A 25,674-nucleotide genomic window follows, 5' to 3' on the forward strand; every position below is an offset into this window, starting at 1 on the left:
AACAATGAAAAAAATCGCAATAAACATGAGGTTATGACGGTGACGGCGTTAACGGTAGGCAGCGAGGCCTGGTGGCAGTCAAAAAACGGTCCGCAATGGACGCGTGAAGCAGACGGAAATTACCGGGTGACCTTCTGGTGGCGCGATCCGCAGGGGAGTGAATTTCACTCAGCCATTCAGCGAGTCTGGGTATACATCACGGGCGTTACCGATCATCACCAGAATGTCTTTCCTCAGACGATGCAGCGTATTGCCGGAACGGATGTCTGGCAGTGGCAGACCGTGTTAAGCGCTAACTGGCGCGGCAGCTACTGCTTTATTCCCTCAACGCAGGAGGAGTCATTTGCCTCGTTGAAGACTGATGGCGTGTTGGATCGCGCGGCGTTGCGCGAAGGCTGGCGGCAGCTGTTGCCACAGGCGATTGCCGATCCACTTAATCCGTTGAGCTGGAAAGGGGGACGAGGGCACGCCGTATCTGCGCTTGAGATGCCGCACGCCCCTGCGCAACCGGGCTGGGACTCCCCACAAACGCCAGTGTCGTCGCCGGTGGTGCTGCAATGGAATAGCGCGCGTCTGGGTAATACGCGTCGGGTATGGGTCTTTACGACCGGTGATGCGCAGCCGGATGAACGTCCCCTGGCGGTTCTTCTCGACGGGCAATTCTGGGCGCAGAGCATGCCCGTCTGGCCTGCGCTCACTTCACTCACTCAGCGGGGGCAACTTCCACCGGCGGTGTATCTGCTTATTGATGCCATCGATACCACACATCGCAGCCGTGAACTTCCCTGCAACGCGGATTTCTGGCTGGCGGTTCAACACGAGTTATTACCGCAGGTCCGGCGCGCCGCACCCTTCAGCGATCGTCCTGAGCGCACGATCGTTGCAGGGCAAAGTTTTGGCGGGTTGTCATCGCTGTTTGCCGGGTTGCACTGGCCGGAACGTTTTGGCTGCGTGCTCAGCCAGTCCGGTTCTTACTGGTGGCCCCATCGTGGCGGTCAACAGAACGGGCTGATTATTGAGCAACTCCGCGCCGGCACGCTGTCCGCGAAGGGACTACGGATTGTTCTCGAGGCGGGAGTCCGCGAGCCGGTTATCTTGCGCGCGAATCAGGCGCTCTACACACAACTACAGACGACACAGCAGTCGGTTTTCTGGCGTCAGGTTGACGGCGGACATGATGCGCTTTGCTGGCGTGGCGGACTGACGCAGGGGTTGATCGACCTCTGGACGCCGCTGCTCTGAGCGAGCGATTTTCCACGACAGGAGTTGAGTATGGAATTCAGTAATCCCTTCGATAATCCGCAGGGACAGTTCTACATTCTGCAAAATTCGCAGCAGCAGTTTAGCCTCTGGCCGCAGCATTGCGCATTACCTGCTGGCTGGCAGGTGGTATGCGAACCGCAGTCTCAGGAAGCCTGCCAGCAGTGGCTGGCGCGTCACTGGACCACGTTAATTCCCGGTTATTATGCCGTTTCGCAGGAGGCGCAATGAGCCGTCGTTTACCGCTTGTCGCCGCACAGCCCGGCATCTGGATGGCCGAAAAACTCTCCACATTACCTTCCGCCTGGAGCGTCGCACATTATGTGGCGTTAACCGGTGAACTGGATGCGCAACGACTGGCGCGTGCAGTCGTCACCGGTCTACAGCAGGCCGATACCTTGCGGATGCGTTTTACTGAGGATAACGGCGACGTCTGGCAATGGGTTGATGACGCCTTTACGTTTGCTGAACCGCAGATTTGCGATCTCCGCACCGCGGCGAACCCGCATGACGCCGCGCTGGCGCTGATGCAGGCCGATCTGCAGCAAAATCTGCGCGTCGATGGCGGCAAGCCGCTGGTGCATCATCAGTTGATCCAGGTTGGTGACGACCAGTGGTACTGGTATCAGCGCTATCATCATTTACTGGTCGATGGTTTCAGTTTCCCGGCAATTACCCGCCAGATAGCTGCGATTTACAGCGCATGGCTTCGGGGTGACGCGACACCTGACTCACCCTTCACGCCGTTTGCCGGGGTGGTGGAAGAGTATCAGCAGTATCGTCAGAGTGAGGCCTGGCAACGGGACGGTGCGTTCTGGGCCGAGCAACGTAAACAGCTTCCGCCGCCAGCGTCGCTTTCACCCGCACCGTTGCCGGGACGGGCGGCGACGTCTGACATTTACCGCATGAAGTTTAACGCTCCGGAAGGCGCGTTTCGCCACCTGGCGGCGCAACTGCCAGACGTGCAGCGAACCGATCTGGCGCTGGCGCTGGTAGCGCTCTGGCTGGGACGGCTGTGCAGCCGGATGGAATACGCGGCAGGCTTTATCTTTATGCGTCGCATGGGATCGGCGGCGCTGACCGCCACCGGCCCCGTGCTCAACGTGTTACCGCTGGGCGTGCGTATTGATGCAGCAGAAAAACTGCCAGAACTGGCAAAACGACTGTCCGCTCAGCTTAAGAAAATGCGCCGTCATCAGCGCTATGATGCGGAGCAAATCGTCCGTGACAGTGGCCGGGCGGCCGGAGAAGAGCCGCTGTTTGGCCCGGTGCTTAACGTCAAAGTTTTCGATTATCAACTGGAGATCCCGGGCGTCACGGCGCAAACTCATACGCTGGCGACGGGACCGGTTAACGATCTTGAACTGGCACTGTTCCCGGATGAAGGCGGCGGGCTGAGCATTGAGCTTCTCGCCAACCAACAACGTTATGATGAAGCAATGCTCAAACAGCATGCGCTGCGTCTGATGGCGCTGATCGAACAATTTGCCGCCAACCCAGCCCTGTGCTGTGGTGATGCCGATCTGCTGCTTCCAGCTGAATATCAGCAGATGGCGCAGATCAACGCCACGGCGGTTGAGGTCCCGTCCACGACGCTCAGTGCGCTGGTGGCGGAACAGGCGAGCAGAACGCCGGACGCGCCCGCGCTGGCGGATGCCCGCTATGATTTCAGCTACCGCGAAATGCGCGAGCAGGTGGTGGCGCTCGCCGGTGTGCTGCGTGAACACGGCGTGCAGCCGGGCGACAGCGTCGCGGTGGCCTTACCGCGCTCTGTATTTCTGACGCTGGCGCTGCACGGAATTGTTGAAGCTGGTGCGGCATGGCTGCCATTAGACACCGGTTATCCGGACGATCGTCTGCGAATGATGCTGGAAGACGCGCAGCCGAAACTGCTGATCACCACAGTGGAACAGTTACCACGCTTTAGCGATATTCCGGGGCTGGAAAGCCTCTGCTATAGCGAACCGCTGTCGGCAGGCGATAGCGCGCCGCTGGGGTTATCGCAACCGCAGCATACGGCGTACATCATCTTTACTTCTGGTTCAACGGGCAGACCGAAAGGAGTGATGGTCGGGCAAACCGCCATTGTTAACCGTCTGCTGTGGATGCAAAACCAGTATGGACTGACGGCGAAGGATGTGGTGGCGCAAAAAACGCCGTGCAGCTTTGACGTCTCGGTGTGGGAATTCTTCTGGCCGTTTATCGCCGGGGCGAAGCTGGTGATGGCGGAACCGGAAGCGCATCGCGATCCGCTGGCCATGCAGCGTTTCTTTGCCCATTACGGGGTGACGACGACCCATTTTGTGCCGTCGATGCTGGCGGCATTCGTCGCGTCGCTGACGCCTGAGAGCGCCGGTGAAAGTTGCGCAACGTTACAGCATGTCTTTTGCAGCGGAGAAGCCTTACCTGCTGATTTATGCCGCGAATGGGCACGGCTGACGCATGCGCCGTTACATAATTTGTATGGTCCAACGGAGGCAGCAGTTGATGTCAGCTGGTATCCGGCCTGGGGGGATGAACTGGCAAATGTTACTGGTAGCAGCGTACCGATTGGTTTCCCGGTATGGAATACCGGGTTGCGTATCCTCGACGCGATGATGCATCCGGTTCCTGTTGGCGTGGCGGGCGATCTCTATCTGACCGGCATCCAGCTCGCGCAGGGCTATCTTGGCCGACCGGACCTCACGGCAAGTCGCTTTATCGCCGATCCATTTGCGCCGGGAGAGCGGATGTACCGTACCGGAGACGTTGCGCGCTGGCTGGATAATGGTGCTGTTGAGTATCTGGGACGCAGTGACGATCAGCTCAAGATCCGCGGTCAGCGTATCGAACTGGGCGAGATCGATCGTGTGATGCAGGCATTGCCTGATGTTGAACAGGCGGTGGTTCACGCCTGCGTCTTTAATCAGGCGGCGGCAACAGGGGGCGATGCCCGCCAGTTGGTGGGGTATCTGGTCTCGCAGTCAGGGCTTCCGCTTGATATCCCCTCGCTCCAGGCACAGCTGCGGGAAAAACTCCCGCCGCATATGGTGCCAGTGGTGCTGTTGCAGCTGGCGCAACTGCCGCTCAGCGCCAACGGTAAGCTGGATCGTAAAGCGCTACCGATGCCGGAATTAACGTCACGAACCAAAGGAAGAGCCCCGCAGCCAGGCAGTGAAACAACGGTGGCGAAGGCATTCAGTGAGCTGCTGGACTGTGACGTCAATGACGTTGAGGCCGATTTCTTTGCGCTGGGCGGCCATTCGCTACTGGCCATGAAGCTGGCGGCGCAATTGAGTCGGACTTTCTCCCGTCAGGTGACGCCGGGGCAGGTCATGGTGGCCTCGACGGTCGCGCAACTGGCGGCGCTGCTGGATACAGACGATGACGCAGAGGCACAGCGTCTGGGGTTTGAAACGCTGCTACCGTTACGCAAAAGCGACGGCCCAACGCTATTTTGTTTCCATCCGGCATCAGGGTTTGCCTGGCAGTTTAGCGTACTGTCGCGCTATCTCAGTCCGCAATGGGCCATTACCGGTATTCAGTCGCCGCGTCCGCAAGGGCCGATGCAGACGGCAACCGATCTGGACGCGGTCTGCGAACACCATCTGGCGACGCTCCTTGAACAACAACCGCATGGCCCGTATTACCTGTTGGGCTATTCTCTCGGTGGCACGCTGGCACACGGCATTGCCGCACGTCTGCGGATGCGGGGGGAAACCGTCGCCTTCCTCGGCCTGCTGGATACCTGGCCGCCGGAAACGCAAAACTGGTCAGAGAAAGAGGCCAATGGACTCGATCCGGAAGTGCTGGCGGAGATTGATCGCGAGCGGGAAGCATTTCTGGCCGCGCAGCAGGGGAACGCCTCTGGCGAATTGTTTAGCACTATTGAAGGGAACTACGCTGATGCGGTTCGCTTACTGACCAGCGCGCACAGCGTTCCCTTTGATGGGCGCGCGACGTTGTTTGTTGCTGAGCGCACCCTGCCGGAAGGCGTAAGTCCGGAGCGTAGTTGGGCGCCGTGGATCGCGGAACTGGATGTGTATCGCCAGGACTGCGCGCATGTGGAGATTATCTCTCCGTCAGCCTTTGAAAATATTGGTCCGATCATTGCCGCATGCTGTAATAAATATGCACATCGCTGATTAATGTTTTGATTAACTATTTCCCCCGTGACGACGGTTCATGGACACGGGGGTTATTTATAATATTAGTTTATTGCATTCGGAATATTATCTCCAGAGGTTAAATTCCGAAATTAGCCTCATTATTGAATTAACATTTCGGAATGGTCAGAGTGTTTGTTACGCTGTTAATAGGGAATATAGTCATGGAACATGTAGCGGGACATTTAGTATGCCGTCACTTAATATTCAGCAGGGTAAAAATACGGAACTTACTGATTTTCCGTTGCCTCACACTCAGCATAATGAAATCGATTTAGTAAATCTGATTGATATTTTATGGCAGGCTAAAAAACGCATTATCGTGTGCACGCTCGCCTTTGCGTGCGTGGGGTTGTTTGTCACTTTCTTTTTGCCACAACGCTGGACCAGCGAAGCGGTGGTGACGCCAGCTGAGTCAATTCAGTGGCAGGATCTGCAAAGAACGCTGACGGGATTACGGGTTCTGGATGTCGATGTCAGTGTGGATCGTAACAGTACCTTCAATCTCTTCATCAAGAAATTTCAGTCTACTTCACTGCTGGAGCAATATTTACGCTCGTCACCGTATGTGATGGAGCAGTTAAAAGGGGCGAAAATCGATGAACTGGATCTGCATCGGGCCATTGTCGCGCTGAGCGAAAAGATGAGCGCGGTAGACAGCAATGTCGGAAAGAAAAATGAAACAGCACTGTACACGTCATGGGTGCTGAGTTTTACGGCTCCAGCCAAAGAAGAGGCGCAACAGGTACTGGCGGGCTATATCCAGTTTATTTCTGAGATAGTCGTGCAGGACTCGCTGGAAAATATTCGCAATCAGCTGGAGGTTAAAACCCGCTTTGAGAAAGAGCGTCTGGCTCTGGAGCGCGTCAAACTTAAAAATCAGCTGGATACCAATATTCAACGACTCAATTATTCTCTGGAGATTGCAAATGCCGCCGGAATTAAAAAGCCGGTTTACAGTAATGGCCAGGCGGTGAAAGACGATCCTGATTTTTCTATTTCTCTGGGCGCTGATGGGATCCAGCGAAAGCTGGAGATTGAAAAATCAGTCACGGATGTGGCTGAACTGAATGCGGAGCTAAAAAACCGGCAGTATTATGTTGAACAACTGGAGTCCGTCAATGTTCAGGACGTGAAATTTTCGCCGTTCAAATATCAGCTTAAGCCTTCATTACCGGTGAAAAAACAGGGGCCGGGTAGAATGATCGTGGTCGTGCTGGCGGCACTGTTGGGAGGGATTGTGGCCTGCGGTGGCGTACTTCTCCAGCATGCAATGGTATCGCGTAAACGGGATGACGCCACGATCAACGAACGTCTGGTCTGATTGCCGACCGGAAGGTTCTGCGCCTTCCGGCCAGCGGTTAACGGCGGCCCAGTGGCACCACCAACGGTGTGCCCGCAACCGGGTCGTCGATAATCATGCAACGCAGCCCATAGATTTTCTCAATTAATTCTGCGGTGACAATTTCCTTCGGCGCGCCCTCTGCGACAATTTTTCCTTCACGCAGCGCGATCAAATGAGTGGCATAGCGACAGGCCTGGTTGAGGTCATGCAGCACGGCGGCGAGGGTGTAGCCTTTCTCGCGATTCAGTTCGCTCAGTAATTCCAGCAAATCAATCTGATGACTGATATCCAGCCAGGTAGTCGGTTCATCGAGCAGCATGATTGACGTTTCCTGCGCCAGAACCATCGCTATCCACGCGCGCTGACGCTGACCACCGGATAGCGTATCCACACTTTGCCCGGCCAGATGCGTAATACCAGTGGCGCGCATGGCCTGCGTCACGGCATCTTCATCTTCTTTGCGCCAACGGGTAAACAGCGGCTGATGCGGATAGCGCCCACGCGCCACCAGTTCCTGCACGGTGATATCGCCCGGCGTCGTGGCATTTTGCGCCAGCAATCCGATGCGGCGAGCGACCTCTTTGCTGGGATAGCGCTGAATCGGCTCGCCGTCCAGCCAGACGTGACCGTTTGCCGGGGTCATCAGCCGACTGAGAGTCCGCAACAGCGTCGATTTCCCGCAGCCATTGGGTCCGATTATGGCCGTGAAATGACCATCGGGAATAGTGACGTTGAGGTCTTCGGCAACGGTGAACTTTCCATAACCCAGCGTTAACTGGTCGCCACGCAAACGGGCTACTGATTCGGTCATTTTTTGCGGGACTCCTGAATTAACAAGGCGATAAGGTAAATACCGCCGATACTCACGGTGACGACACCCACCGGAAGCTGATAAGGCATAAACAGTTGCTGTGCGCACAAATCGGCTGCCAGCAGTAACAGTGCGCCGCAGAGCGCGGCCTGGGTTAATCCCCAACGCGCGGTGCCGCTCAGGCGACGGGCGATATGTGGGGCAACCAGCGCAATAAAGGAAATCGGCCCGGCCAGCGCAGTGGCGGCTGCGGTTAACACCACGGCGACCAGCATCATGGCGAGCCGCGAGCGCTCTACGCTGACTCCCAACGCGCAGGCGCTGTCATCCCCCATTTCCAGCAGACGCATGCGCCGTACCAGCAGTGCGGCGCCTGCCAGCATGAGCATAATGATCGGCGCGGAGGGCCAGGTTTTCGCCCAGGTCAAACCGTTAAGCGATCCGGCATTCCACAATCCGGCAGCCAGTGCCGTGTCCAGCGAAGCCTTCAACAACAGCCAGGTGTTAAACGCAAACAGCATGGCACGAATGCCGATGCCGATAATGATCAGGCGGAAGGTTTCAATACCGTTGCGCCAGGCCAGCAGCCAGACCACCAGTGACGTCAGGATCCCGCCAGCCATTGCCGCCAGTGCGATAGCCGTCAGATGCTGGCCAAACAGCACCATCGCGATCAGTACGCCGCTCCAGGCGCCGGTGTTAAAGCCCATCACGTCAGGGCTGCCGAGCGGGTTACGCATCAGGGACTGAAAAATTGCTCCACTGACGCCGAGTGCCGCGCCAATCAGTAGCGCCATCAACACGCGTGGCAAGCGCCACTCGGTCACTATCATCGTCAGGCTGCGCGGCGCATCGCCGGTAAAAGCAGCAATAATTTGCGAGGTTTCCAGTGTCACTGCGCCACTGCGTAGACCCCAGAGTGCGAAGCTCAGGCAGCCAACCGTCAGCAGCAGGCACGCGATCAGCAGACGACGCGATACGTACATCATGCGGCACCTCGCGGACGACGACGAACCAGAAAGATCAGCACCGGAGCGCCAATAAAGGCGCTCACGACTGACACGCGCAGCTCGCCGGGAACAATCAGGCGGCCAATGATATCGGCAAAAAGCAACAGAACAGGCGTGGCGATAAGCGTCACCGGGAGCGACCAACGGTGGTCGGCACCAACCAGCCAGCGCGACATATGCGGCATCATCAGGCCGATAAATGCAATCGGTCCAACAATCGCCGTGGCGCTCCCGCACAGGACGGTGATGGCTAACAGACCAATCAGTTGCGTACGCGCGACTTTGCTACCAAGCGCGGTGGCGGTATCACTTCCCAGACTCAGGCTGTTCAATGCCCGACTGAGCATCAGCGCAGTGGTACCGGCTATCAGCACCGGCAGAATAACCACCTTGAGGGTTTGCAGATTGCGGATATCCAGTGAACCGGCCTGCCAGTAACGAAGCTGATCGTAGACGTCAGGATTCAGCAGGGAAATACCGCTGGTGAGACCTTCCAGAACCGCGGCGAGCGCGACGCCCGCCAGCGTCAGACGTACCGGGCTCAACTGACCGCCACCCTGACTGCCCGTAAACGCCACAATCAGTGACGCCACCAGCGCGCCGATAAAGGCCATCACCAGTTGTTCCTGCGGTGTGGAAAAGCCGAACAGCGCTGCCCCCAGCACGATGGCAAAACTGGCTCCGGCATTGACGCCAAGCAGCCCAGGATCGGCCAGCGGATTGCGGGTGAGCGTTTGCATTAACGCCCCGGCGAGTCCCAGCGCGCCTCCGGCCAGCAATCCTGCGAGCGTTCGCGGCAGGCGGGCGTCCAGCACGATAGTGCAATCGGCACTTTGACAGGTGCCGGTGAGCGCTTCCATCACCACGGAGACGGGTAAGGATTTTGCACCGATGGTCAGACTTAATGCCGTGGCAATAACCAGTAATAACAACAATCCGGGCACGGCAAGGGCACGCGTCACGGAAACAGAACATGACATATCAACTTCCCTGATAATGATAGTAATTATCGTTATCGATCTTATTTGATTATGTTAGCATGTGCAGCCATTGAATGGATAATGAAAAAAAGATCGCATTAAGGCGTTGTAATGAATCGACAATCCTGGCTGCTGAACCTCAGTTTGCTGAAGACACACCCGGCATTTCGCGCGGTCTTCCTGGCCCGTTTTATCTCTATTGTTTCGCTCGGACTGCTCGGCGTCGCGGTACCCGTACAGATCCAGATGATGACGCATTCCACCTGGCAGGTGGGGCTTTCGGTAACGCTGACCGGCAGCGCGATGTTTGTCGGGCTGATGGTCGGTGGCGTCCTCGCCGATCGCTATGAACGTAAAAAAGTGATCCTGCTGGCGCGCGGTACCTGCGGTATTGGCTTCATCGGTCTGTGCCTGAACGCCATGCTGCCGGAGCCTTCGTTGATTGCCATTTATTTGTTGGGTCTGTGGGACGGCTTTTTTGCCTCGCTGGGCGTGACGGCATTGCTGGCGGCGACGCCTGCGCTGGTGGGGCGTGAAAACCTGATGCAGGCAGGGGCGATTACCATGCTGACCGTGCGTCTGGGCTCGGTGATTTCGCCCATGCTGGGTGGGCTGTTGCTCGCCACCGGCGGTGTGGCCTGGAACTACGGTCTGGCGGCGGCAGGTACCTTTATCACCTTACTGCCGCTGTTAAGTCTTCCGGCACTGCCGCCACCGCCACAGCCGCGTGAACATCCGCTGAATTCGCTACTCGCGGCGTTTCGCTTCCTGCTTGCCAGTCCGCTTGTCGGCGGTATTGCGCTGCTCGGCGGCCTGATGACGATGGCAAGCGCTGTGCGCGTGCTCTATCCGGCACTGGCGATTAGCTGGCAGATGTCAGCGGCACAGATTGGCATGTTGTACGCCGCCATCCCGCTTGGGGCGGCGGTTGGTGCGCTCACCAGCGGGAAACTGGCGCACAGCCTGCGTCCGGGGTTAATTATGCTGGCCACGACCATCGGGTCGTTTCTGGCGATTGGCCTGTTTGCCCTGATGCCCGTCTGGGCGTTAGGCGTGGTGTGTCTCGCACTGTTTGGTTGGCTGAGCGCCATCAGTTCGCTGTTACAGTACACGATGCTGCAAACGCAGACGCCGGAAAATATGTTAGGGCGCATCAACGGGTTGTGGACGGCGCAAAACGTCACCGGGGACGCCATTGGTGCGGCGTTATTAGGCGGTCTGGGAGCGATCATGACACCGGTGGCTTCGGCGAGCGTTAGCGGCTTTGGTCTGGTGGTTGTGGGACTACTACTGCTGCTGTTACTCAGTGAATTACGTCGATTCCGGCAGACGCCGCCGGAACCCGCTTAGTGTGAGACTGGCCGGATAACGCGTTATCGCCGCCATCCGGCAATGACAATTAAAACAGTGTGGCGAGACGGTTTAACACCTGCATCGCGCTGTAATAATCCAGACGGAAAGACTCGGTGCCCAGGGCGTAGACGCGCTTGTTCTGTACTGCAGGCAGGTGCGCCAGCAGTGGGTTGGCGTAGATCGCCTGCTCATCTTTCTCGTCACCGGCAAACAGGAACAGCGCCTCGCCGTTCAGTCCGGCCGCCAGATTTTCACCGCCAAGCTGAATGATATCGTGACGTTTCCCCTGGCTTTGGCTGGGCTGCAGCCCGCCAGGCAACGTTGCCAGCGTAAAGCCGAGTTGCTCCAGCATTTTTCCCTGCGCAGACTCTGGCGTCCACAGATTGGCTCTGTGGGCGGCGGCGGTGTAGACCAGCGCGCTCACCGGTTGTGGCGGCAACGTCAACTGCTGCTTAACGATGGTTAGCTGCTTATCAAATTCGGCAATACGTGCGGAGGCCTGTTTCTCCTGGCCGGTAATCTCGCCCAACTGCGTCAGCAGCGACTGCCAGCTTTTATCGTCGTAATTGATGATAAGCGTCGGGGCAATAGGCGAGAGCTGATCGTACAGCGCCAGGGCGGAGTCGCCGCCGGTCGCGCTAATCAGAATGAGATCGGGCATTTGTGCTGCCACCGCTTCGGCGTTCGGTTCACCAATATACAGGCGCGTCAACTTGCGTGCTTTTGCCACGTCGCCCCACTGACGTAAGAAACCCTGATCGTCAGCCACGCGGTTATTGGGGGTTGTCGCCCCGCTGGCAACCACCGGTGCATCAATCGCCAGTAATGAACCGGTCAGCGTGACGCTGGTAGAGACGATGCGTTCAGGTTTGCGTTCCAGCGTATGGTTGCCGCGAATGTCGGTCACCTGACGCGGCCAGTCCGCCGCATGAGCTGAGGAGAATCCGAAAACGAAGAGCGTAACGAGCAGGGAAGGCAGTCTCACAAATCAGTTCCTGTGCTGAGTTATTAATGCTTCTCATTTTCATTATTAAGCGTAAGGGATGCAAGCGTTAGTCGCACTTTGTGCTACCTCAAGAGTTGACATGTCGCCTGTTTGCTTTTAGGTTAGCGCCCGAAAATATAAATGATAATCATTATTAAAACCTTTATCATTTTTGGAGGATGATATGGATACGTCTTTGGCCGAGGAAGTTCAGCAGACCATGGCAATACTTGCACCCCAGCGTTTTTTCTTTATGTCGCCGTATCGGAGTTTCACGACGTCAGGATGCTTCGCCCGCTTCGATGAACCCGCCATTAACGGTGATTCGCCAGACAGCCCCTTCCAACAAAAATTACACACACTGTTCACCGATGCCAAAGCGCAGGGTATCGCAAACCCGGTTATGGTGGGGGCGATTCCGTTCGATACTCGCCAGCCATCGTCGCTGTTTATTCCTCAGAGCTGGCAGACCTTTTCTCGTCAGGAAAAGCAGCGATCATCACGTTACTTTACCGATCATCAAACACTCAACGTCACGGCGCGTAACGCGATTCCCGAGCAGGAGACGTTCGAAGCGATGGTCGCGCGCGCCGCTGCGCTGACAGCGACGCCTGAAGTCGACAAAGTGGTGCTGTCACGACTGATTGACATCACCACCGACGCTGAGATCAACAGCGGTGCGCTGCTGGAACGTCTGGTGGCGCAAAACCCGGTTAGTTACAACTTCCATGTCCCACTGCGCGATGGCGGCATTTTGCTCGGCGCGAGCCCGGAATTGTTGCTGCGTAAAGAAGGCGAGCGCTTCAGCTCGCTGCCGCTGGCGGGCTCCGCGCGCCGTCAGCCTGATGACGTACTGGATCGGGAAGCCGGAAACCGCCTGCTGGCCTCTGAAAAAGATCGCCATGAACATGAGCTGGTTACGCAGGCGATGAAAACCGTACTGCGCGATCGCTGTCAGGATCTACAACTACCGTCTTCACCGCAGCTCATCACCACGCCCACGCTCTGGCACCTCGGCACGCCGTTTGAAGGCACAGCCAATGCCGGAGAAAACGCCCTGACGCTGGCTTGTCTGCTGCACCCGACGCCTGCGTTGAGCGGTTTCCCGCATCAGGTGGCAAAACAACTGATTGCCGAACTGGAGCCGTTTGATCGCGAACTGTTTGGTGGCATCGTCGGCTGGTGTGACGCCGAAGGCAACGGAGAGTGGGTAGTGACCATCCGCTGCGCGACATTACGGAAAAACCAGGTGCGTCTGTTTGCAGGCGCAGGGATCGTCCCGGCCTCTTCACCGGTGGGGGAATGGCGTGAAACCGGCGTCAAACTTTCCACCATGTTGAACGTTTTTGGATTGCATTAAGGAGCGATGATGAGCATTCCTTTCACCCGGTGGCCTGACGAATTTGCCCGTCGGTACCGCGAAAAAGGCTACTGGCAGGATCTGCCGCTGACGGATATTTTGACCCGCCATGCAGAAAGCGACCATACGGCGGTCATCGAGGGTGAGCGCCAGTTGAGCTATCGTGAACTGAACCAGGCGGTGGATAACCTCGCCTGTACGCTGCGCCGTCAGGGGATCAAATCCGGCGAAACCGCGCTGGTACAACTGGGCAACGTGGCGGAGTTGTATATCACGTTCTTTGCGCTGCTGAAGCTTGGCGTCGCGCCCGTGCTTGCGCTGTTCAGTCATCAACGCACTGAACTTACCGCGTATACGACGCAGATCGAGCCCGCGCTGCTGATTGCCGATCGTCAGCACGCGCTGTTTGCCGACAATGATTTTCTGAATACGTTTATTGCTCAGCATAATTCTATTCGCGTGGTGCATCTGCTCAATGACAGTGGCGAGCACTGCCTGCAAGCGGCGATAAACCAGCCGGCAGACGCGTTTACTGCTACGCCATCGCCTGCGGATGAGGTGGCGTACTTCCAGCTCTCTGGCGGCACGACCGGGACGCCGAAGCTGATCCCGCGAACCCACAACGACTATTACTACAGCGTGCGTCGTAGTAATGAAATCTGTCACTTCACCGCCGATACGCGTTTTTTATGCGCCATCCCTGCTGCGCATAACTACGCCATGAGTTCACCCGGATCGCTGGGCGTATTTCTGGCGGGGGGAACGGTCGTACTGGCCGCGGACCCGAGCGCCACGCTGTGCTTCCCGCTGATTGAAAAACATCAGATCAACGCGACGGCGCTGGTGCCGCCAGCGGTCAGCCTGTGGTTACAGGCGATTAATGAATGGGGCAGCAATGCGCAGCTGGCTTCGCTGAAGCTGTTGCAGGTTGGTGGTGCGCGCCTCTCTGCATCCCTGGCGGCGCGGATCCCAGCCGAAATCGGCTGCCAGTTGCAGCAGGTTTTCGGCATGGCGGAAGGTTTAGTGAACTATACCCGTCTTGACGACAGCCCGGAGCGGGTAATCAATACCCAGGGGCGTCCGATGTGTCCGGATGATGAAGTGTGGGTGGCAGATGCCGACGGCAACCCGCTGCCACAAGGGGAAACGGGACGGCTAATGACGCGTGGTCCCTATACCTTCCGCGGTTATTACAAAAGCCCGCAGCATAACGCCAGCGCATTTGACGACAACGGTTTTTACTGCTCAGGCGATCTGATCGCCATCGACGAGGATGGCTACATCACCGTTCAGGGACGAGAGAAAGATCAGATCAACCGTGGCGGCGAGAAGATTGCCGCGGAAGAGATCGAAAACCTGTTACTGCGTCATCAGGCGGTGATCCATGCGGCGCTGGTCAGTATGGAAGACGAGCTGCTGGGGGAGAAAAGCTGCGCGTATCTGGTGGTGAAAGAACCGCTGCGCGCGGTACAGGTGCGCCGCTTTCTGCGTGAGCAGGGCGTCGCTGAATTCAAGTTACCGGACCGGGTGGAAACCGTTGAGTCGCTGCCTTTGACCCCGGTGGGTAAAGTCGATAAAAAACAATTACGTCAGTGGCTGGCAACACGTTCGGCCTGAAGGAGAACACGCAATGGCAATTCCTAAACTGCAGGCTTACGCGCTGCCAACCGCGCTCGATATTCCGGTCAATAAGGTCAACTGGACGTTCGAGCCGGACCGTGCAGCGCTGCTGATCCACGATATGCAGGACTACTTCGTCAGCTTCTGGGGTGAAAACTGTCCGATGATGGAACAGGTGATCGCCAATATCGCCGCGCTGCGCAACTACTGTAAAGCCCATAATATTCCGGTTTATTACACCGCACAGCCGAAAGATCAGAGCGATGAAGATCGTGCCCTGCTTAACGACATGTGGGGGCCCGGACTGACACGCTCACCAGAGCAGCAAAAAGTGGTTGCCGCGCTGGCACCGGATGAAGCCGATAATGTACTGGTGAAATGGCGTTACAGCGCGTTTCACCGTTCCCCGCTGGAACTGATGCTGAAAGAAACCGGTCGCGATCAGCTGATTATCACCGGGGTATATGCACACATTGGTTGCATGACCACCGCGACGGACGCTTTTATGCGCGATATCAAGCCGTTCATGGTAGCGGACGCGCTGGCCGACTTTAGCCGTGAAGAACACCTGATGTCGCTGAAGTATGTTGCGGGACGTTCAGGTCGGGTCGTAATGACTCAGGAGTTGTTGCCCGCGCCGGTACCAACCAGCAAAGATGAACTGCGCGCGCTGATTTTACCGCTGCTCGATGAGTCCGATGAACCGATGGATGACGAGAACCTGATCGATTACGGTCTCGATTCGGTACGGATGATGGCGCTGGCAGCACGCTGGCGGAAAGTGCATGGTGATATCGACTTCGTGATGCTGGCGAAAAACCCGACCATTGATGCCTGGTGGGCGCTACTCTCTCGCGAGGTGCGCTGATGGCTGGATTCGATTATTACGGCAAAACGGTGTGGGTCACCGGCGCAGGTAAAGGCATTGGTTATGCCACGGCGCTGGCGTTTGTTGAGGCCGGAGCACAGGTCACGGGCTTCGATCGTGAGTTCACTTTGCAGAATTACCCGTTTGTTACCGAGGTGATGGATGTGGCGGATGCCGGACAGGTAGCTGAGGTCTGTCAGCGCCTGCTGGTGCAAACCGACCGGCTGGACGTGCTGGTGAATGCTGCCGGGATTTTACGCATGGGCGCGACCGACGCGCTGAGTCCGCACGACTGGCAGCAGACGTTTGCAGTTAACGTTGGTGGTGCTTTTAACCTGTTCCAGCAGACGATGGCGCAGTTTCGCCATCAGCGGGGTGGGGCGATAGTGACCGTGGCTTCAGACGCCGCGCATACGCCACGTATAGGCATGAGCGCCTATGGGGCGTCGAAGGCGGCGCTGAAAAGTCTGGCGCTAACCGTCGGGCTGGAACTGGCGGGCAGCGGAGTGCGCTGTAATCTGGTGTCGCCAGGATCAACGGATACTGACATGCAGCGCACGCTGTGGGTCAGTGATGATGCGGAACAGCAGCGCATTCGCGGCTTTGGTGAGCAGTTTAAGCTCGGTATTCCTTTAGGCAAAATTGCCCGACCGCAGGAGATCGCTAACACCATTCTGTTCCTTGCCTCCGATCTGGCCAGCCACATTACGTTGCAGGACATCGTGGTGGACGGCGGCTCTACGCTGGGAGCGTAACGATGATCTGGAAACGTCATTTCACGCTTGATGAACTGAACGCCACCAGTCAGAACACGATGGTGGCGCATCTGGGTATTATCTATACCCGACTTGGTGACGACGTGCTGGAAGCCGAAATGCCGGTGGATACCCGCACACACCAGCCCTTTGGTTTACTGCATGGCGGAGCCTCAGCGGCGCTGGCCGAAACGTTAGGCTCAATGGCGGGTTATCTGATGACCCGCGACGGGCAATGCGTGGTTGGGACAGAACTGAATGCCACTCATCACCGGGCGGTTTCGCAGGGTAAGGTGCGCGGTGTCTGCCAGCCGCTGCATCTGGGGCGTCAAAGCCAGAGCTGGGAAATCGTGGTGTTTGATGAGCAAGGGCGGCGTTGCTGTACTTGCCGACTGGGAACCGCAGTGTTGGGCTGAGCACGCTTAATGTTATGTGATTGCAGCGTTAACGGGTGAATGGAGTGATCCAGTTAACAATGCAATGTAAATAGTCGGTGATACTTCAGGTTTATTGGGTTGTCAGGTTGTTAAAACCAGAAAAGATGTTATAGAAACAAAATGTAACATCTCTCTTCTCTGGAACACGCAAACGGATAACAACCATGAATAAATCAGGGAAATACCTCATCTGGACAGTGCTCTCGGTAATGGGTGCCTTTGCTCTGGGTTATATTGCGCTAAACCGTGGGGAACAGATCAACGCACTGTGGATAGTCGTGGCGTCGGTCTGTGTCTATCTCATTGCCTATCGTTTTTACGGTCTGTACATCGCCAAAAATGTGCTGGCGGTTGACCCGACGCGGATGACGCCTGCAGTACGCCATAACGACGGGCTCGACTACGTCCCCACCGATAAAAAAGTCTTGTTTGGTCACCATTTTGCGGCGATTGCCGGCGCGGGTCCGTTAGTCGGGCCGGTTCTGGCGGCGCAAATGGGCTATTTGCCGGGCATGATTTGGCTGCTGGCTGGCGTGGTTTTAGCCGGGGCGGTACAGGATTTCATGGTGCTCTTCGTGTCGACGCGTCGCGATGGCCGCTCGCTGGGTGAACTGGTCAAAGAAGAGATGGGCCCAACCGCCGGGGTGATTGCGCTGGTGGCCTGCTTCATGATCATGGTGATTATCCTTGCGGTGCTGGCGATGATCGTGGTGAAAGCGCTGACCCACAGTCCGTGGGGAACCTACACCGTCGCGTTTACGATTCCGCTGGCGATCTTTATGGGTATCTATCTGCGCTATCTGCGTCCGGGTCGTATCGGCGAAGTGTCGGTTATCGGTCTGGTGTTCCTCGTGTTTGCGATTATTTCCGGCGGCTGGGTCGCGGAAAGTCCTACCTGGGCGCCGTACTTTGACTTCACTGGGGTTCAGTTAACCTGGATGCTGGTGGGTTACGGCTTCGTGGCGGCGGTACTGCCGGTGTGGCTGCTGCTGGCGCCGCGTGACTACCTCTCAACCTTCCTGAAAATCGGGACCATTGTTGGTCTGGCGGTTGGCATTTTGATCATGCGTCCAACGCTGACGATGCCTGCGCTGACTAAATTCGTCGATGGTACCGGGCCGGTGTGGACAGGTAACCTGTTCCCGTTCCTGTTTATCACTATCGCCTGTGGCGCCGTTTCGGGTTTCCACGCGCTGATCTCCTCCGGCACGACGCCGAAGATGCTGGCAAACGAAGGTCAGGCTTGCTTCATTGGCTACGGCGGTATGCTGATGGAATCGTTTGTCGCCATCATGGCGCTGGTTTCTGCCTGCATCATCGATCCGGGCGTCTACTTCGCTATGAACAGCCCAATGGCCGTGCTGGCGCCTGCCGGCACGGCGGATGTGGTGGCGTCTGCCGCTCAGGTGGTCAGCAGTTGGGGCTTTGCGATTACGCCGGACACGCTGCATCAGATTGCTAACGAGGTGGGTGAGCAGTCGATTATCTCCCGTGCGGGTGGTGCGCCTACGCTGGCGGTGGGCATGGCCTATATCCTGCACGGCGCGCTGGGTGGGATGATGGATGTGGCCTTCTGGTATCACTTCGCCATTCTGTTCGAAGCGCTGTTTATTCTGACGGCGGTCGATGCGGGGACGCGTGCCGCGCGCTTCATGTTGCAGGATCTGCTGGGTGTCGTTTCTCCAGGCCTTAAACGTACGGACTCATTGCCTGCCAACCTGCTGGCGACCGCACTGTGCGTGCTGGCGTGGGGCTACTTCCTGCATCAGGGCGTGGTGGATCCGTTAGGCGGCATTAACACCCTGTGGCCGCTGTTTGGTATCGCTAACCAGATGCTGGCAGGTATGGCACTGATGCTCTGCGCGGTTGTCCTGTTCAAGATGAAACGTCAGCGTTATGCGTGGGTGGCGTTGGTGCCGACTGCATGGTTGCTGATTTGTACCCTGACGGCGGGCTGGCAGAAATCCTTCAGCCCGGATACAAAAGTGGGCTTCCTGGCGATTGCCAATAAGTTCCAGGCGATGATCGACAGCGGCAATATCCCGCCGCAGTACACGGAATCGCAGCTGGCGCAACTGGTGTTTAACAACCGTCTGGATGCGGGCCTGACTATCTTCTTCATGGTGGTGGTCGTGGTACTGGCACTGTTCTCCATTAAGACGGCGCTCGCCGCTCTCAAAGAAGACAAGCCGACGGCAAAAGAGACGCCGTATGAGCCGATGCCGGAAAATGTGGAAGAGATCGTTGCGCAGGCCAAAGGCGCGCACTAACGTGTAATTATGCCCCTCTCCCGATCGGGAGAGGGGATTTTCTGACAGGTGGTAATGATGTTTGATACGCTTTCGAAAGCCGGGAAATATCTGGGCCAGGCCGCGAAACTCATGATTGGCGTGCCGGACTATGACAACTATGTCGAGCATATGCGGATCACCCATCCGGATCAGACGCCTATGACCTATGAGGAGTTTTTCCGTGAGCGTCAGGATGCGCGCTATGGCGGAAAGGGCGGGGCGCGCTGCTGTTGAACTCAAGGATCTTCGGGCCGGATAAGCACGTCATCCGACATAATCAGGTTATTTCACCGTCCACGCTTTTGAAAACCGACGACTGGCAAACAGCTCCTGAAGACCGTTGATCTGTTTCAGGCGCAGGACTTCGTCCTCGTCCATCCCCAGTTCCTTACCGATTTTTTCGTCTTCCCATCCCAGTAATGCCAGTTCACGTACGATCTCCGACATCGCGTGGATCTGATGACGGCCACGAGCACGGTTATGGCGAATAGTTGCTGCCATGCGGTCATGCCGCTCCCCTTCCAGACAAGTAATGGGTAAATAGCCTTTGAGACGGGATTTAAGCGAGGCTTTGCTTTTCCCCAGTTCATGGCGGTGAAAACCGTCGACGATCTCATACTCTTCCGGACTGGATTGGGTGGCAACAATGGGTTGGGTAAAGCCATCCGCCTCAATGGATTTCAGCAGCAGCTTTTTCTCCGGTGGTGCGACGTTATTAGGATTGTAATCGTTAGGCGAAATGCGATCGTTTTTTATCCATAGCACACAGTCAACCGGCTCGTTGCGAAATGGACTGACGCTGTGAATCGCCTTTCTGAACTCATTGATGGCTTTAATTCTTTCGTCATCAGATAAGCCAGAAAGATAGCTAAGAAGGTCCTGAGTTAATCGTTGTTGCATAAAATTCCCCATTCCTTGCGTTTCGCTTTCATGCGTTCGCTATAACGCTGGTAACTTTTCGGTTTAGTTGGACTGAAAGAGAGCGCCCGACACCAGTAATCATTGTTCAATAACACTTTGCAGATGCGTCGCCAGGAGGGAATATCTTTTGAACCGATATCACCCGTCTGCGTTTGCGGGATCTCACCGAGGCCGTTTTTTTTGTACCACTGTAAATAGACGGCGATTTTGTTGCGGTAATGCTCTGCCGTGGAGATGGGCATGCTGAGCAGTAACAGCATGGCGTAGTCCTGCCAGCTCAAGTGATCGGGCTTGAGAATTTTTCGATGGCCATAGAAGTGATTATCCTGCCCGGCGTAGATCCCGCCGCTCCTGACGCCACTCACGCGCTCGCACATCGCGGCCCATCTTTCCGGTTCAACAACATGATAGAGCCATAATCCCTGGCGCTGTTCAGGGCCAAATGGTTCACAAATACGCATGTAACGGGCCGGAACACCGGCCTGATACATCAGGTTGTAGAGCGGATTACAGGGCAAATTGGTGCGACCAAACCAGGTCCAGATATCGGCTGTTTTCCAGTCATACAATGGATAGATATACCAGGTATGTCCGCCTGGTGCGGCGGTCGTCCAGGGTTTGTCATCGGCAAAACGCTGTTTACGTAAACTGGCGATTGCCACAAAACGGTTATAGGATTCATCGGCCCGAATCCCGATCATCATCGCTGCCGGGCGTTTATTCGAAAACCAGTCGGCAAATTCACGTACAAACTGTTCGAAGGTCATGCCGGATTGATAGAAGGGAAAATAACCCGGATCGGTGATGGCGTCTGGCGGCGGTTGACGAACCCACTGGGCATTGGGTTCCCAACACTGCCATTCAGGCTGAAACTGTGACAGTGAGTTTTGGGTGGTGAGCGGAAGGGCAACCCAATAGAAATGGTCGATGACATCGGCATACATTTCGCGCAGCGCGGTAATATAGCTAATGGTACAGGAAAATTGCGCTTCCCAGTCAATGAACAACACATTGATTTTTTTGTGTAGCTTACGGGCAATATTGGCCGTCAGATGTAACATCAAGCCAGAATCTTTACCACCGGAAAAGGAGACGCATACGCGGGGAAGATTTTCGAGAGTCCAGGTGATGCGTTCTTCAGCGGCTTCAAGAACATTTTGGTTTAATGATATTTTATAAACGGACATGTATCGCTTATCCTTAAACGTTAAAGTCATTCGCCTGAAATAGATATCCCTCTATAATATAAGACTTTTTTGGGAGTGTGCAATACTTAAATAAATTCAATGAATTAATTAAATTATCTTACATATATCCGTTTTGAATATATTTTAATTGATATTACATGCTTGCTATACAAGCTGGTGTGGTTAAAAACAAAGGGTTTTTGCAAAGAAATGTTTCTTTCTGGTTTGAGTGTTACTTAAGTAAATCTTAAATGACGAAGTGATTTTTACAACGTGTTATGAGAAATATTCAGGGTAATTATATCTAATGGCATATAATTACCCGTAGTACTTATGGATGTGTCATCATGGCATCCAGTTGCGCTTTTTCAGGCAAGCCAACGACCTGCTGAAGAACGTTATCTTTATTCATATAATAAATTGCGGGCGTGACGTTTGCGCCTAAATCATCCATGATTTTCTGGTTCATATTGAGGATTTTCATGTGTGCCGGAGAAATCGCTTTGGGTACCGTGAGTGCCATTTTTCCGCCAGAGGCTTCATAATCATGCCAGGTTTTTGCCGGATCGTTCGATGCCAGAATGGCAGCAGCGGTAGCTGGGCTCTCTGGTTTGATGACGCCGACGAGTAGCGTTCGCAATTGGACTTTGCCGGACTCCACCCATGGCCGAGCCTGTTGCCAGAACTGTTTGCAGTACGGACAGAAAGGATCAGCAAAAACATACAGCACCACCGGAGCCTCTTTTTTGCCATCGAGAAGCCAGTCGGCTTTTTCCATGCGCTGCCACATTTCCCGTCCGGCAGGCGCATAGATTTCTTTCTCTATCAACTGATTGCTCAGGTTTTCGCCTTTTTCATTGTACATGTAGCCTGAAATGGCCTGCTTGCCATCAGGCGTCAGGTAGATAGTGACCCCCATATCCTGATATTTCCCAAGATAGCCTTTCATCCCGCCGGGCGCATCGAACGACTTTATAATGGTAATCCCTTGTTTTTCTATCGCTTTAACGGGCGCAGGCAGGTCTTCGGCCCAGGCAAAAAGAGGGAGCAGGGAGAGCAAAAGCGTACGTTTTAACATCATTTATCCTTATAAATCAGAGCGATTGCGAGAACGGTGGGGAAACCTATCACAGCCATAGATAAGACCTCAGGCTGGAACGTTGCCCTTTGAGGAGTGGGGTGGTGTAATCATTCTCGCTGTTACAGCCTTTGTTAAGGTAATGTAGAGCGCAACACATAGCCAGTTTCACTGGCGCTGAAGTTACCCACGGGTAGTTCAGGTAACGGGGCTGCCTGCAAAGGTGGCCCTTTTTACTTTGCGTCGTAGCACGTTCACAACGTTGAATTGAGAGGTTTGTTAGCTAACGCTTATTGATTTGATAAAGGAAACGCATTAGCCCTGTCAGTCAATCTTCGGTAACTTATCTCTCAACGAAAACATGGAGGAAGTACAGATGTCTTTGATTAATACCAAAATTAAACCTTTTAAAAACCAGGCGTTCAAAAACGGTGAATTCATCGAAGTGACCGAGAAAGATACCGAAGGCCGCTGGAGCGTCTTCTTCTTCTATCCGGCTGACTTTACCTTCGTATGCCCGACCGAACTGGGTGACGTTGCAGACCATTACGAAGAACTGCAGAAGCTGGGCGTAGACGTTTACTCCGTCTCTACCGACACCCACTTTACCCACAAAGCATGGCACAGCAGCTCAGAGACCATCGCTAAAATCAAATATGCGATGATCGGCGACCCGACTGGCGCCCTGACCCGTAACTTCGACAACATGCGTGAAGACGAAGGTCTGGCAGACCGCGCGACGTTCGTTGTTGACCCGCAGGGTATCATCCAGGCGATCGAAGTTACCGCTGAAGGTATCGGCCGTGATGCTTCTGACCTGCTGCGTAAAATCAAAGCCGCTCAGTATGTTGCTTCTCACCCAGGCGAAGTGTGCCCGGCTAAGTGGAAAGAAGGCGAAGCGACGCTGGCTCCATCCCTTGATCTGGTCGGTAAAATCTAAAAATTCCGGCGTTTTTCATGCCACAGGTGTGTTGGCTGCGCTTATTCATCCCGGTCACTTACTTATGTAAGCTCCCGGGGATTCATAAGCTTGCTGCCTTCCTGTGACAAGAAATACTGGGAATTTACCTCACATACGGGTGCTTATGGGTGCCCGTTTTATTCAGCACCATGACGCAAGTTGTATTAATGCAGACTCAGCCAAATCAGCTTGCATGATGATGTTTTCAGAGAGGGAAGAACAATGCTCGACACAAATATGAAAACCCAGCTCAAGGCTTATCTTGAGAAACTGACGAAACCTGTTGAGCTGATTGCGACGCTGGATGACAGCGCTAAATCGGCGGAAATCAAGGAACTGCTGGCTGAAATCGCTGGACTGTCAGAGAAAGTCACCTTTAAAGAAGACAACAGCCTGTCGGTGCGCAAACCCTCTTTCCTGATCACCAATCCGGGTTCAACGCAGGGGCCGCGTTTTGCAGGTTCTCCGCTGGGACACGAATTTACGTCGCTGGTTCTGGCGCTGTTGTGGACCGGTGGACACCCGTCAAAAGAAGCGCAGTCTCTGCTCGAGCAGATCCGCGATATTGACGGCGATTTTGAATTTGAAACGTATTACTCACTCTCCTGCCATAACTGCCCTGACGTGGTACAGGCACTGAACCTGATGGCGGTGCTGAACCCGCGTATCAAACATACGGCGATTGATGGCGGCACGTTCCAGAACGAGATCACTGAGCGTAACGTGATGGGCGTACCGGCTGTCTACGTTAACGGGAAAGAGTTTGGTCAGGGTCGGATGACGCTGACGGAAATCGTGGCGAAAGTGGATACTGGCGCTGAAAAACGCGCCGCAGAAGAGCTGAGCCAGCGTGATGCTTATGATGTTCTGATTGTCGGTTCCGGTCCTGCGGGTGCAGCCGCAGCGGTTTACTCCGCACGTAAAGGGATTCGTACCGGCCTGATGGGTGAGCGTTTTGGCGGCCAGGTACTCGATACTGTGGATATCGAAAACTACATCTCTGTCCCGAAAACGGAAGGGCAGAAGTTGGCTGGTGCACTGAAGGCGCACGTCGATGATTATGACGTGGATGTCATCGACAGCCAGAGCGCCAGCAAACTGGTGCCAGCGGCCAGCGAAGGCGGTCTGCATCAGATTGAAACCGCTTCCGGTGCGGTACTGAAAGCGCGCAGCATTATCATTGCTACCGGTGCGAAATGGCGCAACATGAACGTTCCGGGCGAAGATCAGTATCGTACCAAAGGCGTCACCTATTGCCCGCACTGCGATGGTCCGCTGTTTAAAGGCAAGCGTGTGGCGGTGATCGGCGGCGGTAACTCCGGCGTAGAAGCGGCGATTGATCTCGCAGGGATTGTGGAACACGTGACCCTGCTGGAATTTGCCCCGGAAATGAAGGCGGACCAGGTACTGCAGGACAAAGTTCGCAGCCTGAAAAACGTCGATATTATTCTGAACGCGCAGACGACAGAAGTGAAAGGCGATGGCACGAAAGTGGTTGGTCTGGAATACCGCGACCGTGTGAGCGGCGACGTTCACAACGTTGAACTGGCGGGGATCTTCGTCCAGATTGGCCTGTTGCCAAACACCACCTGGCTGGAAGGGGCGATTGAACGCAACCGGATGGGTGAAATCATCATCGACGCGAAATGCGAAACCAGTGTGAAGGGCGTATTTGCGGCGGGCGACTGCACCACCGTACCGTACAAGCAGATTATCATCGCGACCGGCGAAGGGGCGAAAGCCTCCCTGAGCGCCTTTGATTACCTGATTCGTACGAAGACGGCATAAAAAAAGAAAGTAAGACTACACCTGCAAAATGAAAGAGGTGCCGACTGGCACCTCTTTTTTTGTCAGTCATCAGATGATTAACGCACAACCAGTACCGGCAGCGTGGCATGACGTACCACACTTGAGGCATTAGAACCCAGCAGGTGTGTGGTAATTGACGGATTACGTGAACCAATGACCACTACGTCAGCATTCAGTTCTTCACCCAGCTCATTGACCACGTCACGGACGCTGCCAAAGCGGACATGCTGCTTAATACGGGAAGGATCGATACTGAAGTGACCGACCATCGTTTGCAGTCGGGTTTCGGCTTCATGCTGTAAGTGTTCTTCAAAACGACGAACGTCGGCGGCGAAGCGATGCAGGCTCAGGCTGGCAGAACCAGGCAGCACATGCAAAAGATGAATGACGCCATCCTGCTGCGCCAGAAATTCAGCGTGGCGAATCGCCTTATCGCTGAGTTCCATTTCAAAAACATCAACCGGCATAATGATTGTCTTATACATACCCGTTTCTCCC

General features: G+C 55.4%; 21 protein-coding genes and 1 pseudogene. 14 read left to right on the forward strand and 8 right to left on the reverse strand.

The annotated features are described in order from the left end of the window. Window positions 1-30 precede the first annotated feature (30 nt). The 4 genes and pseudogenes from fes to wzz(fepE) all read left to right on the forward strand — a co-directional run. Window positions 31-1,242, forward strand: a pseudogene (fes, locus tag KI228_RS06630) (enterochelin esterase); the annotation flags it as partial. Between the two features lie 30 nt (window positions 1,243-1,272). Then, entirely contained in the window at window positions 1,273-1,491 is a 219-nt protein-coding gene (locus tag KI228_RS06635) for an MbtH family protein (RefSeq protein WP_043001467.1), read from the forward strand. Continuing rightward, window positions 1,488-5,384, forward strand: coding sequence for an enterobactin non-ribosomal peptide synthetase EntF (gene entF, locus KI228_RS06640; protein ID WP_044266426.1), 3,897 nt, complete (start codon window positions 1,488-1,490; stop codon window positions 5,382-5,384). Before KI228_RS06635 ends, entF begins: the two co-directional genes overlap by 4 nt. Window positions 5,385-5,595: 211 nt before the next feature. Further along, the gene (wzz(fepE), locus tag KI228_RS06645) at window positions 5,596-6,729 is read left to right on the forward strand and encodes an LPS O-antigen length regulator Wzz(fepE) (RefSeq protein ID WP_044256634.1); all 1,134 of its coding nucleotides are present in this window, start codon (window positions 5,596-5,598) and stop codon (window positions 6,727-6,729) included. 37 nt (window positions 6,730-6,766) lie between these two features. Here the strand turns inward: wzz(fepE) and fepC are convergent, their stop codons facing one another. Genes fepC through fepD form a run of 3 tightly spaced genes read right to left on the reverse strand, consistent with a single transcriptional unit; the run spans window position 6,767 to window position 9,551 of the window. Next, a complete protein-coding gene (fepC, locus tag KI228_RS06650) occupies window positions 6,767-7,561 on the reverse strand; it encodes an iron-enterobactin ABC transporter ATP-binding protein (protein WP_043001464.1) in 795 nt (264 codons plus the stop codon). Beyond that, window positions 7,558-8,550, reverse strand: coding sequence for an iron-enterobactin ABC transporter permease (gene fepG, locus KI228_RS06655; protein ID WP_044266425.1), 993 nt, complete (start codon window positions 8,548-8,550; stop codon window positions 7,558-7,560). Before fepG ends, fepC begins: the two co-directional genes overlap by 4 nt. Continuing rightward, entirely contained in the window at window positions 8,547-9,551 is a 1,005-nt protein-coding gene (fepD, locus tag KI228_RS06660; protein ID WP_044256630.1) for a Fe(3+)-siderophore ABC transporter permease, read from the reverse strand. The genes fepG and fepD overlap by 4 nt, the downstream gene beginning before the upstream one ends. Window positions 9,552-9,662: 111 nt before the next feature. Between fepD and entS the strand changes: the two genes are divergently transcribed. Next, on the forward strand, window positions 9,663-10,901 hold the full coding sequence (gene entS, locus KI228_RS06665) for an enterobactin transporter EntS (RefSeq protein WP_061070392.1): 1,239 nt from the start codon (window positions 9,663-9,665) through the stop codon (window positions 10,899-10,901). A gap of 49 nt (window positions 10,902-10,950) precedes the next feature. On the opposite strand, the gene fepB is transcribed toward entS, so the two are convergent. Then, window positions 10,951-11,889 (reverse strand): Fe2+-enterobactin ABC transporter substrate-binding protein, encoded by a 939-nt coding sequence (gene fepB, locus KI228_RS06670; RefSeq protein ID WP_061070391.1) that lies wholly within the window; start codon window positions 11,887-11,889, stop codon window positions 10,951-10,953. Between the two features lie 184 nt (window positions 11,890-12,073). Here fepB and entC point away from each other — a divergent pair, with 184 nt between their 5' ends. The 7 genes from entC to KI228_RS06705 all read left to right on the forward strand — a co-directional run bounded on the left by entC (window position 12,074) and on the right by KI228_RS06705 (window position 19,454). After that, window positions 12,074-13,249, forward strand: a complete 1,176-nt coding sequence (gene entC / locus KI228_RS06675) for an isochorismate synthase EntC (protein ID WP_141227477.1) — start codon at window positions 12,074-12,076, stop codon at window positions 13,247-13,249. A 9-nt stretch (window positions 13,250-13,258) separates the two neighbouring features. After that, window positions 13,259-14,866, forward strand: a complete 1,608-nt coding sequence (entE, locus tag KI228_RS06680) for a (2,3-dihydroxybenzoyl)adenylate synthase EntE (protein WP_044266418.1) — start codon at window positions 13,259-13,261, stop codon at window positions 14,864-14,866. A 13-nt stretch (window positions 14,867-14,879) separates the two neighbouring features. Continuing rightward, window positions 14,880-15,737 (forward strand): isochorismatase, encoded by an 858-nt coding sequence (locus tag KI228_RS06685; protein ID WP_044266415.1) that lies wholly within the window; start codon window positions 14,880-14,882, stop codon window positions 15,735-15,737. Then, a complete protein-coding gene (entA, locus tag KI228_RS06690) occupies window positions 15,737-16,492 on the forward strand; it encodes a 2,3-dihydro-2,3-dihydroxybenzoate dehydrogenase EntA (protein ID WP_044266412.1) in 756 nt (251 codons plus the stop codon). The genes KI228_RS06685 and entA overlap by 1 nt, the downstream gene beginning before the upstream one ends. Before the next feature lie 2 nt (window positions 16,493-16,494). After that, the gene (gene entH / locus KI228_RS06695; RefSeq protein WP_043001455.1) at window positions 16,495-16,908 is read left to right on the forward strand and encodes a proofreading thioesterase EntH; all 414 of its coding nucleotides are present in this window, start codon (window positions 16,495-16,497) and stop codon (window positions 16,906-16,908) included. A 185-nt stretch (window positions 16,909-17,093) separates the two neighbouring features. Beyond that, window positions 17,094-19,199 (forward strand): pyruvate/proton symporter CstA, encoded by a 2,106-nt coding sequence (cstA, locus tag KI228_RS06700; protein ID WP_043001454.1) that lies wholly within the window; start codon window positions 17,094-17,096, stop codon window positions 19,197-19,199. 57 nt (window positions 19,200-19,256) lie between these two features. Then, on the forward strand, window positions 19,257-19,454 hold the full coding sequence (locus tag KI228_RS06705) for a YbdD/YjiX family protein (protein ID WP_043001453.1): 198 nt from the start codon (window positions 19,257-19,259) through the stop codon (window positions 19,452-19,454). Window positions 19,455-19,502: 48 nt separating this feature from the next. Here the strand turns inward: KI228_RS06705 and KI228_RS06710 are convergent, their stop codons facing one another. From KI228_RS06710 to dsbG, 3 genes are all read right to left on the reverse strand, one after another. Further along, on the reverse strand, window positions 19,503-20,120 hold the full coding sequence (locus KI228_RS06710; RefSeq protein ID WP_043001452.1) for an IbrB-like domain-containing protein: 618 nt from the start codon (window positions 20,118-20,120) through the stop codon (window positions 19,503-19,505). Further along, window positions 20,105-21,328, reverse strand: a complete 1,224-nt coding sequence (locus KI228_RS06715) for a phosphoadenosine phosphosulfate reductase (protein ID WP_043001451.1) — start codon at window positions 21,326-21,328, stop codon at window positions 20,105-20,107. Before KI228_RS06715 ends, KI228_RS06710 begins: the two co-directional genes overlap by 16 nt. A gap of 331 nt (window positions 21,329-21,659) precedes the next feature. Further along, a complete protein-coding gene (gene dsbG / locus KI228_RS06720) occupies window positions 21,660-22,406 on the reverse strand; it encodes a thiol:disulfide interchange protein DsbG (protein WP_043001450.1) in 747 nt (248 codons plus the stop codon). A gap of 376 nt (window positions 22,407-22,782) precedes the next feature. Here dsbG and ahpC point away from each other — a divergent pair, with 376 nt between their 5' ends. Both ahpC and ahpF read left to right on the forward strand, forming a co-directional pair. Then, on the forward strand, window positions 22,783-23,346 hold the full coding sequence (gene ahpC / locus KI228_RS06725) for an alkyl hydroperoxide reductase subunit C (RefSeq protein WP_002894394.1): 564 nt from the start codon (window positions 22,783-22,785) through the stop codon (window positions 23,344-23,346). 243 nt (window positions 23,347-23,589) lie between these two features. Next, complete coding sequence (gene ahpF / locus KI228_RS06730) at window positions 23,590-25,155, forward strand: alkyl hydroperoxide reductase subunit F (RefSeq protein WP_044256621.1); 1,566 nt, start codon at window positions 23,590-23,592, stop codon at window positions 25,153-25,155. 77 nt (window positions 25,156-25,232) lie between these two features. Here ahpF and uspG read toward each other — a convergent pair whose 3' ends face one another. Further along, window positions 25,233-25,661, reverse strand: coding sequence for a universal stress protein UspG (gene uspG, locus KI228_RS06735; RefSeq protein ID WP_043001448.1), 429 nt, complete (start codon window positions 25,659-25,661; stop codon window positions 25,233-25,235). Window positions 25,662-25,674: the final 13 nt, after the last annotated feature.

The organism is Citrobacter amalonaticus (genome assembly GCF_018323885.1).
Classification (GTDB): Bacteria; Pseudomonadota; Gammaproteobacteria; order Enterobacterales; family Enterobacteriaceae; genus Citrobacter_A; species Citrobacter_A amalonaticus.